Below are 13,529 nucleotides of genomic sequence, written 5' to 3' on the forward strand. Positions count from 1 at the left end.
CTTGTTCCAGTTTAAAGCTGCCAGCCCGCGCTGGTAAGGCTTTGCTGGGTGTGGATTCCGCTGAAGTCCACGAGGTCTGGCGGCTCGAGGACTGGCCGGGACGCTCTTTGGACTGCAGCTTGGACGTGTTCCCATTGCGAGCGCTGTTCCCACTCCCAGTTGGCTGGAGCTGTACCGAGAGCGAGAGAGGAGTCGTGGATACCCCAACGGTCCCTGTAGACGGCAACGTCTCGAATCAAGGATGCATTCTCGAACCCATCTGCTTGAGCCTCCAGCTCTGTGGCGAGGGCTATCTTCCATTCAGGTTCCTCAAGTAGGGCAGCCCTGGCGACGTGGTCCATCCGCTTCCCAATCCGCCGTCGTACTTGATTCAGAGTCTCTCTCAAGTCGTCACGTTCAACGAAGAGCCGTTCTGTCATGGGATCGATGGGTATGTGGGGCATCGCGGAGCAGTAGCGACGAAGGCGTGAGTGGATCACCGCGGTGAGGTCCTCGGCCGTGGCGCCTGCGGCAAGGGATTCGGAGAGTACGCGGTGCGCCCCTGGGCGATTGGTGTTTGTCGCCTGACGCCACGCAGCTACTGCTGCTCCCCAAGCGGGAGAGACTCGCAGTGTGTCAGCAAGACCGGGCGAAAGAGGCTCGAGAGTTCTTGCCAGATCGGCGCTCGCCGCTAGCTGAGCCAGATAGTCGTACTCGCGGTTGAGCCGCTCAAGGCTGTCCGCGTGGGAGCGTTCACGGTCGCGAACCTCGTGGGCCGTCCGCTCAGCGCCTTCCGCTGCCAGGACTTCGCCGAGTATCGCCCGCCAGCTGGATCGCGCGGTCGGGTCAAGGATCTCGTCTTCGTCGGGGTCATTCTCACTGACATAGGCCATGTTGGACAGTCGTCCCCGGGTCATGCTGACGTACAGGAGTTCACGGGTGAGCCGGCCAGGCGTGACTACGACGTGGGCGGAGTCCACCGTGATGCCCTGAGACCTGTGTGCCGTGGTGGCGTATCCAAGTTCAACGGATGACTCCAGATATGCAGCGCCGAGTTCGACCGTCGCGTCAGTGTCCATTCGGCGAGCACGCAGCGATCTCTGACGTACGTTGATGCTCACCACTTCAAGCAGAGTTCCGTTCCGAATGAACGCACCCTGGTCGTCCACAAGGGATCGTTCATTTCGACGGGCAATGACGATGTCGCCACGACCCGCCTGCAGCCCATCCCTGAGCACAAGTGTCTGCTCTGCATCGGCGACGCCCAGGATAACCCTGTCAGCTTGGGCCCGCTGGTTGAGCATGCCGACCGTCTCGTTGTCAGGAGCAATCAGGACCGAAGCGCGCCCTGAAAGGACGTCGGAGTGCCAAGCAGCATAGGCGCGGTCCATCATGTCCAGATACGTGCCGTGAGCGATCCGCCCATGATGCTCGTATTCCTTGACGGCGGAAATGTCGCCTCCGCGAAGACCCACAGAAGCCGATGCCTCCCATGCGTGCTGGAAACGCCAAATCGAACTCAACCTGGCCGCCTTGCCCTGTCGGTCGAGCCACCCAAGAACTCCGCCGGCTTCGATGGAATCAAGCTGAGCGGGATCACCCACCAAAATGACCTTCGCGCGAGCCTGTTGGGCTTGTGCCACGATGGCCGCGAGCTGTTGTGTGGAAACCATTGACGCCTCATCGACCACCACAAGCTGATTCGCGCTGAAGGTCCACAGGGCCTGCTCGGCCGCCAGCCGCGTGATCCGTTGCTCGAGCAGTGTCCTCGCCGCATCCCGCGCCACTGGTGTGTTGAGCCGCGACTCTGCGTCAAAGAAGGCCGAACTCCTCTGCGCCGCTCCGCTGCCGACAGACTCGTAAAGCCACTTGGACACATTCTCGGCGCCCATGGCCAACTCCGAGCCAAGAACCTCGGCGCTCGCAGCCGCCGGAGCCAATCCAACCACGCTTCCCGAACCGAACTGAGCTTCCCAAGCGGCTTTGATCGCGCCGAGGGTTGTGGTCTTTCCCGTTCCGGCGGGGCCAACGATTGCGTCCAGCCGATGGGTGCTCAGCAGTACTTCGGCGGCTGCCGCCCGTTGGTCGTCGTGCAGCTCCGACGAGCCATCCTTTCTGTACGAGGCGAGCGACGCCATGGCGACATCCGCGCTGACGGCTGGGCCGCCGTCGTCGTTCCTTGCCGCAAGGACGTGCTCCTCGAGCGCAAGCGTCGTCTCGTCCGTGTAGACGCGCGAACCGTGAAAATCGAAGACGCTCCAGTTCGCAAAACGGAGATCGTCGGCAGCCTCGGCAGGGAGGCTGTAGCGGTACTCGGTGAGCGGCACCGATTGGAGCTCTGCTGCCGTGGCGACGGCGTCGATCATCGCGTTGCGGTCCTCCGGCGAGGCGCAACGGATCTCGGCGCAAACACGCTCTGCCTCCGCGATCAGGTTCCAGCGATTCCAGGTGGACCGCTTTTCAGCGACACGCTGACGGGTCACATGCCCGACGGCGGCAATCCAGTCCGGGGCAAAGTCGCCTACCCGGAAGGGTCGGTTGTGCGACCGTCGGATGACGGAGGCGACGACCCTCTCGGGATCGAAGCCCTTGGTCCGAGAGCGAGCGCGCCAGGCAGCGGAAAGCTCGCGCAGGGGAGCGGGGGCGGCCTCCTTTCGGTTTCTTGTGGACAGGGTCGCTTGTTGACGTAGCTTGACGGTGGTGGTTGCCAATGGTCTTGTGCCGTGCTCGGCGATCCATTCATTGACCAGTCGGTCAGTCTCGACGTCGATGAGTCTCGATCGGTTGGAAAACTCACGGATGAGGACGTCGTCGATCCCGGTCAGTTGTTGGCTCGGGTTGTGTGTGTTTTGGGCTGGTGGACGGATTTCCGTGTCGGTTCCGAGGTTGTGTTTCAGGGCGTCGAAGAGCAGGCCGTTGTAGTGTTCACTGGCCGCGACGACCGCCTTGTAGAGGCCTCGCGAGTCGAGTGTGGTCCAGGCGCCGTCGGTGATGCGCTGGACGCGGTTTGCGATCACGACGTGGGTGTGGAGTTGCGGGTCGCCGGCACGGGATTCCCAGTGATCGAAAGCGGCGGCGATGGCTCCCCGTGTGCCGAGGTGCGCGATGCCGTTTCGTCCGGCTCGGGTGTTGATGACCAGGTCCTCCAGCCAACGGACCGTCGCCTCGACTGCCTCGTGGTGGGTTTCGAGAATCTGCTCTTGTAGTTGGCGTGGGCTGAGGGCCCAGAGTCCTGAGACGGACTTGGGGACGCTGAAGGTGAGGTCGAAGCCGGCGACGGCGTGGTTGGCGATTGGTCCGTGGTTCTTTTGGGTGATGGTTGCTTCGCCGTAAGCGCGTCCGAGAGGCACCGCTGTGTCAGGATGTTGGGCGTCTTGGAAGATTGACCTTGCGTCGGACTCCGATACCGTCTGCCCGGCAGTTCGGTTGATGCCGTCGAGTCCGCGACCGATCCAGCGGCCTTGCGGTGTGCCGGTGGCCATGTAGTAGCTGATGGTGTCCGCGGGAGTGGGGCGGGCGTCGTCGAGCATTGTCGACTTGAAGAGGTACTTTAGCCCGGACTTTATCGATAGCCGGGCGATGGACATCGTCATGCACGAAGCGCCCCGGTTCTGCTTTTGCTGGGAAGCCAGCCTCGACGGCGGAGGATGCCGACGGTGGTTGGGTCGAGGGCGACGCCCTTCATTTTCGACACGTGGACCAGGGCTGCGGCCACGTGCGCGAGGTCTTGGACGTTGGTGCGTTGGGCTCGTTTCAGTCGGAGGACTTCGTTGTGGAGGAGACCATTGCGTGTGTCGAGCTCGTCGTAGATTGCGTGGAGTCGCTCGAGTTCAGTCGATTGGGACCTCAGTTCGGTAGTGAGGCGTTCGACGCGGTCTTGGCAGACGTCAGTGCTCGTGTTCTTGGATGCTGTGGAGTTCTTCTTGTTCACGAACGTTCATGGTGGAGTCGTCGACGGCGTGCATGACCATTCGTCGCGAAATGGAGGAATCGGGCCTTGGATGCCAGAGGTGTGAGACGACTGACGGGCTCGCACCGCCCGGGGTAGCGGTATGTTGTGACGCCGTGCCGGAATGTGGGCTTGCCCTACGACGAGCGCGACGATGAAACAGAGTTCGGATGCTCGACTGGTGTCAGCTTAGGTTTTGTGACCTCGTTGCTGCGTCGTCAGGTATCGGCAATATGAGCCTTAACCTGATGCTTATCATCACTGAATGTGACGTCAGGTTGGGGTGAAGTTCAGGTTGGGGTGAAGTTCAGGTTGGACGCTGCGGCTCGGCACGATGAAAGGACACAGGCATTCGGCCGATTCAGCAGGCTGATGGTGGAGACCTGGTATCACTTAGTCCACAGCACGATGGGTGAGCGGGTGGGTTTGGGTCTAGAGGCCTGTCTTGGTCAGAAGTGCGTCGATCATCATGAAGTACATGGTCTTGGGTGTTGCTGTGGTTGGGTCTGTCATGTATTGGATAGCGGCGCCGTCGAAAATCATCAGGAATGAGCTGACGAGCAAGGGGATGTCTATTCGGGATTCTTCGCTGCTGTGCATCGCTGCCGAAGCGAAAATGTTTCCCAGTTCCATGATGTAGGCGGGGTAAATCTTTGCGGCAAGCGGGCTCTCTGGAGCGTTGCGTGTGGCCCAGAGAATCATTTCTATTTCGGCCAGGATGTTGGCCGGTTCTTCCACCAGGGCCCGCCAGTAGCCCTCGGCGACGCTTTCGACTGCTTTGCGAAGTCCAAGATGGACGGGAGCGTCTCTAGAGAACCGGCTGAAGTTTCTCAGCCACGCTTCGGCGGCGGCATCCATGATCTGGTCTTTACCGTCGAAGCAGTAGCTAACGATTGCCAAGGGAGCATTGGCTTCCTTGGCAATCGCACGGATCGTTACCCCTTGCACGCCCTGCCGGCGCATGATTTCAACGGTAGCCGCGATCAACTGTTCTCTTCGTTCTTCTGCGGGTATCCGCATTGCTCCCTGTCCTCGCCTCACCGGACCGGCCGGGCAGACCGGTCCACTTAGACTAGGCCGTAGTAGCCTGGAATCAGAACAACCCCCTCGAACACGCGCACAACTCACCCCTGGCTATCACGAATCTGTGGATCTGGGCGGTCTAAAAACCGAAGGGGTGTTACAACCCCATTAGGAGTCTTCGGGCTCCTCTACACGGTGTTGCTTGCCTGCAGAAGGCTCAGTGCAGTCCAAGACTTTGAGGGGCGTATCAAAATTCATGCGCCTTTACTTGGCTCAGGAGCCGGCGCCGCCCGGTCGTTGAATTCCACCGAGGGATTACTCCCAATCTGATCCCTCGGCGGAATTACCATGGTTTTCAACGCATTTATGGCAATTCCCGCCGTGCAAGGACAAGGACGATCTCTAGAAGATGACGTAGAGCTTACGGAGGGTTTCATGGATCTCCCAGTTCCCACTCCAGCCTCGAGGGATGAAAACAGTGTCGCCCGGACCAACAAGCTCCGGTTCACCGCCGTCGGGAGTGATTGTCATGGAGCCTGACAGGACGTGCACGAATTCATTGGTTTCCAGAACCCAGCGCGAGGGGCCTGCAGTGCACTCCCAGATCCCGGATTCGGATCCATCTGACTCTTTCCACAGGTAGCGTCCACGGGTGTCCATCTGCTTACCCGTCGCCTCCGGGCAGGGTCCCCAATCGTCCAAGTCTTTGATGCTTCCGGCATCCCGAATGAGTCGGGCAGAAAGGAGAGTGGTCTTGTCAGTCATGAGGTTGCCTTCCAGATTGGATGATTTGGTGCCGACGATCCGGGCAGGTCTGCCAGCGCGGGTCGTTAGCTTTGAGTGATTTGACGTGTCGGATTTGTGCCTAGATATTGGAATATTTGAAAGAGTGGGACTCCAGGCCGTGGGGATTTGGGCCATAAATGGTCACCATCCGCGCATATACAGGCGCGAAATACCGTCCCGTCCGACCTGGGTTGACCCGTGCTGCGTCGCCAGGCCCGAGGACAACCGTTTTCCCACCACTCTCGATATGCAGTTCGCCTTCAAGAACAAAATTGGTCTCCGTGTGGGGATGGAAGTCTTCCCAGGCGCAGGAATGAAGTTCCCATTCCGAAAGGATGAAGTCTTCCCATTTGCCAACGCTGGGGTGGGAATTGATAAACCTGCAGCTCAATCCCATCCACTCATCTTTCATAGGCTTCATAGACTGTGCTGGCCACACATCGATGGCCTCCTCTGTTGAGGTCTGAGGAGTGGTAGTCGTCATTGTCTTAACCGTTCTCTGAGGGAAACCCTAACGGGTGATTCTTGCAGCCAAGAATCCAAGGGTGACATCGCAATGTTGCGACCACCCTGACATGAACATGCGTCCAAGTCAACAGTCCATCTAGATCTCCATTGCTCCTGGCGCGAACGCAGAGTAGGCGGATGATGTCATGATCGAGAATCTTTCTTGAACCATTGACTTGGACGCTTGTGCATGTAAAAGTTCTGAGATCAGAAAGTGATTGGCATCACACTCAGCCGGTTCGAATTTTGGCTTGCCGGGTCCCGGTGGAAATGTGGGGATGCCTCGCCTCTCGTGATCAGGTAGATGCCATGTCGTGCGCCCGCCTGGTCCCTTTACCCAGTTTTTGCAGTCCGCGACGAACGGTTCTGGCGATGATGAGCAGTTCCGCAAAGTGGGGACATCACCACACCATTCAGGAGAGAACATGGAAACCCTCATAGGAAAGCTCAGCAAGGCCGGCGCCATATACAAAGTAGAAGATGGCCACGCTGGGTTGCCCTCGATGAACCTGCCAGGCAGTGAAGCGGCGATCGGCGATTCCCTACACAACCCCGACGGATCGGTTATGAGTGCCGGCTTCTTTGAGCTGAAGGCTTCCGAGCCCGTCGTCTACACCTACACGTACGACGAAATGAAGGTCGTCGTGCAGGGCGAGTTCATCGTCACCGACGAAAGCACCGGGGAAACCACTCACGCGAAGGAACGTGACGTGCTGTTCTTCCCCAAGGGCACAACCGTCAAATTCGAAACTCCCGACTGCGGCCTGGGCTTCTTCGTCGGCGACCGCACCTTCGCACCTTAGCCTTCGTAACTTCGCATCGCGGACCACAACAGGTCCGGGATGAGACGAGATTCAGGAATCGCATCGACGCAGGTCGCGCCCGACGAAACCAACGGGACACTTGGCGATTCCATCCCCGCCGCTGGAGCTGGGCAATAGGTGCGGATCAACTTTCGAGGCCGCCGCTCCTGAACCAGTCAGGGTTCTTCACAGCTGCGCTTAGGCGTCCCACACACAGAACCTGCGCTTCGAACAACAGCCCGACCGGAACGCCTGTGGATATCCACTTGCTGTGCTGCGGGCGTATGGCACAGACCAGAATTGGAGTTGGACCGTTGAGTACGAATCTTATGAAGAGTGAGCCTGAGTCGCCACCGGCCGAGGTCGCCAAGGACCGAGGACCCAAGGTCAATTGGAGGGTCTTCACCATCTCTGCCGGCATCATCATCGCGTTCTCCTTATGGGCGATGCTCATGCCCGCCATCGCGGACAGCACCATGAAAACGGTGGTCGGCTGGATTGCCCAAAACCTCGGCTGGTTCTACGTCCTCACCATCACCCTAGTAATCGGGTATGTCCTCTGGGTGGCATTGTCCAAGGTCGGCTCGGTCCGTCTAGGCCCGGACCACTCCCGCCCGCAATACAAACTGTTCACGTGGGTGGCCATGCTCTTCGCATCCGGCGTGGGCATCGACATGCTCTTCTACTCCGTGACCGAACCCATCACCCAATACATGGCTCCCCCGGCGAGCCAAGGCCAGTCCGCTGAGGCGGCCCAGGATGCCGTGGTCTGGACCATGTTCCACTACGGCGTGGCCGGCTGGGCCATGTATGCCCTACTCGGCATGGCCATGGGCTACTTCGCCTACCGCCGCGGCACAGCCCTGACGATCCGCGCGGTCCTGTATCCTCTGCTTGGAAAACGAGTCCGGGGCGGAGTTGGCGACGCCATCGATGTCGTTACCCTCGTGGGCACCGTGTTTGGTGTTGCCACAGCCATGGGCATCGGCGTCGTCCTGCTGAACGTAGGATTTTCCATCATGTTCGGCCTGGAACAGGGACTGGCTCTTCAGATCGCACTTGTCATCGTCGCCGTCGTGTTGACGATCGCTGCCTGCACGTCCGGCGTTGACAAGGGGATCCGCTGGGTCGCGGAACTGAACATCTGGAGCGCTGCGGCCCTGCTCCTGTACATCCTTGTGACCGGCCAAACCTCCTTCCTACTTAACTCCCTGGTGGAAAACATAGGCCGCTTCATTGTGACGATGCCCGGACGCACGCTGCAGACCTTTGCATATCAGGAAGGCGGATCGGAATGGATGGGCGGCTGGACGCTCTTCTTTTGGGCGTTCTGGCTGGCATGGGGGCCGTTCGTTGGCTTGTTCCTGGCTCGCATCTCGCGGGGACGGACTCTACGGGAATTCGTCATTGCCGCCATCACCGCCCCTGTGCTGTGCGATTTCCTCGTCGTCAGCATCTTCGGCAACAGTGCTATGCACCAAGTCCTTGGCGGCAACACCGAGTTCGCGAAATTGGCCATGGATAGCCCCGAACAGGGCTGGTACGCGCTGCTGGACATGTTCCCGGGAGCGCCCCTCCTCATCGGCCTTGGCACCTTGTCCGGCATGCTGTTTTACCTCACAAGCGCCAACTCTGGCGCCATGATGATGTCCAACTTCTCCTCCACCATCCAGGACGCGTCGCAGGACGGCGCCAAGTGGCTACGCATCTTTTGGGCTCTGGTGACCGCGCTGTTGACGATCGCGATGCTCATAGCCGGGGGCGTTAGCACTATGGAACATGCCACCCTGATCTTCGCGCTGCCAGTGACGATCATCGCGTGGCTGGTCATGGCATCCTTCACTAAAGCCCTCCGGATGGAACGGGCAGCCCGGGAAGGACGCATACTCAGACGCGGACTCATAGCCCCGCATGGAAGTGACCATACGCTGGGCCGCACGTGGAAGCACAGGCTCGCCGCCCTACTGTCCTACCCCCCAAAGACCCAAGCCAGCGCATTCCTGGAAGAAACAGTGGTCCCCGCCCTGACCGAACTCATCGGTGAGTTCACTAAGCAAGGACATCACGCAGAGGTGAATGTTGTGCCAAACGAGCAGACCGGGATCCCCGGTTACGTCCTGACAGTCGCGGTTCCCGACCATGAGGACTTTCTCTACGAGGCCCAAGCTGTCGAAGCGTCGGTGCCGGTATTCGGCGGACGAATGTTCCCCGAAACGGAGGTCTATTACAGAGTCGAGGCATTCACCCGCACGGGGTCCGACGGATACGATCTCATGGGAGTCTCACATGAGCAAATGATCGACGACGTCCTGGCCCGCTACGAGAGTCATCTGGGCTATCTCACACACATCGGCAGGCAGGAACTGCCCTCCAACGCGGCCCAGAAACCATCTCCACCGGCATCAGAGGCACTCGGCGAACCCGAACTCCGCAGTAGGCAACGCCCAGGCCGGAAGTGATGCACCTCATGCTGATCACTGCTCTCATGTGTCGCGTCATCCGGTACCAAGAAGACGCCGCCGCGCCACCTACCGGGTGACGTGCCGGTCCTCACCGTTGCCGCGACGCATGGCCCCCCAGGTTCGCCAAACCCTGCAGTTGTGGGTGGAAAGGCCCTGTATTGGTCAGGAGGGCGGCGTTCCTCATGAAGTATGGTCCAAACTGGGAGAGGGGCTGCTGTTCGAAGAACGGTGCCGAAGGGACGCGCCGAGGATGCCGGGCGCTTTCTTCCAACTTCAGAGCAAGGTCACAGGATGAGAACGGCTCCATGCTCCTGGCAAAGGTCCCAAAGCCTCGACACATAGAGCACAGCTGTAGGAAATAGTCGCGCGCCCCCCAATCCGCCGGAGACTTGCGGTCTCCGGCGGATTGATTTCCGGCATTAGAGCGGCAACAGATGTCTTGGCATAGTATTCAGTGACTCACGCTGACTGAGCCGCGGGGTTGTTTAGCCGAGGCTCATTTCTACGCGGTATTTTGAGATCAGGTCCTCGTCCAGTTGCACGCCGAGGCCGGGTTCGTTCCGTACGCGGACGGCGCCGTTTTCCAGGGTGATGGGGTTGGTGACCAGGTCCTGGTAGAGGGCGCTGGTGCTTTGGGAGAACTCGATGAGGTTCCCGCCGGGGATGCTGGCCAGGAACTGCACCGTGGCTGCCATCAGTATTCCGGTGCTGAAGCCGTGGGGAACGAGTTCTGTGCTGTGTTGGGTCGCGACTTCATGGATGCGGCGCATTTCGCTGATTCCACCGCAGCGGGTGATGTCGGGCTGGATGATGTCGGGTCGGGTGTTTTTGATGAAGTCGGTGAACTCGGCAACTGTCGTGAGGCCTTCTCCGCCGGTGATTCTGGTTCTTGAGGTTTCGGCCAGTCGGCGGAGTCCGTCGTGGTCATCGCTGGGGAGGGGTTCTTCGATCCAGTTGAGGTTGTATTCGTGGAGCCGGTCTACTTGTGTCTTTGCGTATCTGTAGTTTTTCCAGCGGTAGACCAGGTCCACGGCGATTTTTGCGTCATCGCCTGCCGCGTTGCGGGCGGCGTGGACGATGCGTTGGTCGTGTTCGGGGTCCAGGCCGAAGAGACCGCCACCGAGTTTGAAGCTTGAGAAACCTGCCGCCAGGAGTTCGGTGACCGCCTCGGCGGTTTCGGTTGGTGTGTCTTTGGGGATCATCGTTCCGTAGGCGGGAATCGTGTCCCTTAGTTTGCCGCCGAGGAGCGTGTGGATAGGGACGCCGTAGTGTTGGGAGGCGATGTCCCACAGGGCGATGTCGATGGCGCTGATGGCGTGGATACCGGCGCCGCGTCGTCCCATGTACGAGGATTCTTCGTACATTTTGTGCCATAGCCGTGAGATTTCGAGAGGGTTTTCGCCGAGGAGGATGTCCCGCAGACCGCGGCTGGTGGAGTGGGAAGAGGGTGTTTCGACGAGTGCCTTGAGGACAGCCGGTGAGCTGTCAGATTCGCCGATTCCGATGATTCCTGTGTCCGTGTGGACCCGCACGATGAAGGCATCTTCGCCCCATTCACATGGTTCCGTGAAGGAGGGGATACGTAGCCAGATTGCTTCTACGTCTGTGATTCTCATTTACTTCTGCTTTTCCTCTGAGACGTCTTGTACTGCTTCAAGGTGGGGGAGGCGGACCAGCCCGGTTTCGGGATCGATCCGTGGGGCATCCTGCCGTAGCCACTTGAAGAGGCCCCAGACCTGGACCAGCAGGAGGAACAGGAATGGGATGGCTGTTAGGGTAAGGCCGGTTTTGAGGGTCCCAAGGTTCGCGTTGATCGCAAGCATGGCCATGGGTACTGCTGCGAGCATAACCACCCAGAACAGGCGCAGGTGCCGCGACGGGTCTTTGCCGTGGGGGAGGTTCCGGGTGCTGACGGCCGCCACGGTGAAGGATGTGGCGTCCATGTGTGATGCGAGGAAGACGAGCATGATGATGAAGTAGACAACGGAGAAAACTTGTCCGAAGGGCAGGGTGTTGAGTATCTGTGCGACGGCGGTGTCTCCGCCACTTGCTGTCAGAACCTCGGGGGCGTTGACGGTGCCGTGTGCCATTTGGTTGATGGCGTAGCTGGAGAGCACGCCGAAGAAGAACATGACGCCGGCGCTGCCGCCGACGATGAGTCCGAGAACGGTCTGGCGGATGGTCCGCCCCTTGGAGACTCGTGTCACGAAGATGGCGACGCCGGGGAGGTAGGAAATCCAGTACAGCCAGTAGAAGACGGTCCAGTCCCTGGAGAACGCGCCTCCGCCGTTGGGGTCCGTGAAGAGGCTCATGTGCAGGAAGTTCTGTGCTTCCAGGCCGACGGAGTTGACGATGTTGCCGATCGTGAACTCTGCCGGGCCGATGAGCAGGACGACGGCGGCGAAGAGGAATGCTGCCATCACGGCGACTTTGGCGAGTTTCTGGAGTCCTTTGTCGATTCCGATGTAGGAGCTGAGACCAAAGAGCAGGGTCGAGACTGTGAGGATGGATGCTTTGAGCCAGAAGGCGTTTTCGATGCCCATGAGACTCGCGACGCCTGCCGAGACGGTGCTGACCGTTACGGTCACGGTCAGGATCAGACCGCCGAAGGTGCCGAAGAGGAACAGAAGGTCAATGATCCGCCCGCCGATGCCGTCGGCTTTGATTTTCTTGGTGACGGCTTCGACGTTGCCGGCGTAGCTGAGCCGCTTCCCGCGCCGGACATGGAAGTAATAAGCCATGGCTACGCCCGCTACGACGTACATGGCCCAGGGGATTGGTCCCCAGTGGAAGAACGCGTACGCGACGCTCATGTCCAGGGCTTGGCGGGATTCGGGCTCCAGGTTCAGGCCGGGGGTTTGGTAGTAGTAGGCCCATTCCATGAAGGCCCAGTACATGGTCGCTGAGCCCAGGCCCGCGGAGATGAACATGAAGAGCCAGCTCGCGTTCGAGTAGGTGGGTTTGCCTTCGCCGAGCTTGATTTTGCCGTATTTGGACACGCCAAGCAGGACAGCCAGGAGAAGACAGCCCAGCCCCAGGACCTGAACGGGAGCACCAAAAATACGTGTGGAGGTGTCAAAGAGGACACCGGCCGACGCTTGGGCTTCTTTGGGCCAGAGCAGCAAGGCTGCCACGACCACTCCCACGACGAGGATGGAACCAATAACAAGCGTTTTATCCACCCGTGAACGCGGGGAATTCGTGGTTTCTGCCGCCGTTTTGGCGGCCGTTGTTTCGAGCATGGTGTCTCCTTTGACACGCTGGGGTTGGGTTGGGGGGTGAATCTCAGGCTGTGTCTGCTGCGTCGTCGAGCAGGTCTAGGTAGGGCTGGTTGGTGCCGATGATGTGTTCCTCGATGGCTTTGAGGCTCGCGTCCAAGTCACCGCTCCGGAACACCCGGGCGAGGTGTTTGTGGTCTTCCAGGAATTGGGTGGTTGCCCCGGTCCGGCCTGTTTGGAGGGCGAAGTGCATCCTGGTGCGCTGGTGGATGGAGTCCCAGATGCCCCGCACGGAGTCCGCGGGGCATGTATCAACCAGGACGGCGTGGAAGCGCATGTCCGCTTCGTTGAACGCTTCGCTGTCTTTGTTCAGTACCGCGCGTTCCATCTCGGCAAGGGCCCGGTCGAATGCCTCGAAGGTCTCAGCGTCGAAGAGACTGAATCCTTCGGTGAGGGCGAACTGTTCAATCTGAACCCGGATGGGCAGGAGAAGATGCTCAACCTCACTGCGTGAAATCGAAGCCACTTCCGAGCCCTTGTACGGGGTGGAAACGATCAACCCTTGAAGTTCAAGGATCAGCATCGATTCCCGGACGACAGCACGGCTGACCCCATACTCATCCGACAGCTCCTGCTCGATGATCCGCGCATGAGGCCGCAACTCACCGGAAAGGATCTTGCGCCGCAGCTCTCCAGCCAGCCGGTCCTTCAGGGATATGCGCTCCAGCTTTCCCATCATCTTCTCCTTAGCAAGTGACACAGTTCCGACGGTCGTCGCCCGACAGTCGTTTGTCGACAATCT

The 13,529-nt window shown here is 59.7% G+C and carries 10 protein-coding genes; 2 read left to right on the top strand and 8 right to left on the bottom strand.

What is annotated here, in order from left to right:
* Positions 1-11 precede the first annotated feature (11 nt).
* From mobF to ACIQT2_RS10140, 5 genes are all read right to left on the bottom strand, one after another.
* Entirely contained in the window at positions 12-3,572 is a 3,561-nt protein-coding gene (gene mobF, locus ACIQT2_RS10120) for a MobF family relaxase (RefSeq protein ID WP_402945978.1), read from the bottom strand.
* Complete coding sequence (locus ACIQT2_RS10125; RefSeq protein WP_402945980.1) at positions 3,569-3,910, bottom strand: hypothetical protein; 342 nt, start codon at positions 3,908-3,910, stop codon at positions 3,569-3,571. Before ACIQT2_RS10125 ends, mobF begins: the two co-directional genes overlap by 4 nt.
* Before the next feature lie 450 nt (positions 3,911-4,360).
* The gene (locus ACIQT2_RS10130; RefSeq protein WP_402945982.1) at positions 4,361-4,948 is read right to left on the bottom strand and encodes a TetR/AcrR family transcriptional regulator; all 588 of its coding nucleotides are present in this window, start codon (positions 4,946-4,948) and stop codon (positions 4,361-4,363) included.
* A 405-nt stretch (positions 4,949-5,353) separates the two neighbouring features.
* Positions 5,354-5,716, bottom strand: a complete 363-nt coding sequence (locus tag ACIQT2_RS10135; RefSeq protein WP_402945984.1) for a cupin domain-containing protein — start codon at positions 5,714-5,716, stop codon at positions 5,354-5,356.
* A gap of 100 nt (positions 5,717-5,816) precedes the next feature.
* Positions 5,817-6,221 (bottom strand): cupin domain-containing protein, encoded by a 405-nt coding sequence (locus tag ACIQT2_RS10140; RefSeq protein ID WP_402945986.1) that lies wholly within the window; start codon positions 6,219-6,221, stop codon positions 5,817-5,819.
* 448 nt (positions 6,222-6,669) lie between these two features.
* Between ACIQT2_RS10140 and ACIQT2_RS10145 the strand changes: the two genes are divergently transcribed.
* Together ACIQT2_RS10145 and betT are read left to right on the top strand one after the other, a co-directional pair.
* Positions 6,670-7,047 (top strand): cupin domain-containing protein, encoded by a 378-nt coding sequence (locus ACIQT2_RS10145; protein ID WP_402945988.1) that lies wholly within the window; start codon positions 6,670-6,672, stop codon positions 7,045-7,047.
* A 329-nt stretch (positions 7,048-7,376) separates the two neighbouring features.
* Entirely contained in the window at positions 7,377-9,506 is a 2,130-nt protein-coding gene (gene betT / locus ACIQT2_RS10150; protein WP_402946076.1) for a choline BCCT transporter BetT, read from the top strand.
* Positions 9,507-9,994: 488 nt separating this feature from the next.
* Here the strand turns inward: betT and ACIQT2_RS10155 are convergent, their stop codons facing one another.
* The 3 genes from ACIQT2_RS10155 to ACIQT2_RS10165 are packed head-to-tail and all read right to left on the bottom strand — an operon-like array spanning position 9,995 to position 13,463.
* Positions 9,995-11,125: a mandelate racemase/muconate lactonizing enzyme family protein gene (locus ACIQT2_RS10155; protein ID WP_402945990.1), complete on the bottom strand. Its 1,131-nt coding sequence runs from the start codon at positions 11,123-11,125 to the stop codon at positions 9,995-9,997.
* On the bottom strand, positions 11,126-12,751 hold the full coding sequence (locus ACIQT2_RS10160; RefSeq protein ID WP_402945992.1) for a BCCT family transporter: 1,626 nt from the start codon (positions 12,749-12,751) through the stop codon (positions 11,126-11,128).
* Between the two features lie 43 nt (positions 12,752-12,794).
* Complete coding sequence (locus ACIQT2_RS10165) at positions 12,795-13,463, bottom strand: GntR family transcriptional regulator (protein WP_402945994.1); 669 nt, start codon at positions 13,461-13,463, stop codon at positions 12,795-12,797.
* Positions 13,464-13,529: the final 66 nt, after the last annotated feature.

The sequence above is a fragment of the Paenarthrobacter sp. NPDC090522 genome (assembly GCF_044769225.1).
GTDB lineage: Bacteria > Actinomycetota > Actinomycetes > Actinomycetales > Micrococcaceae > Arthrobacter.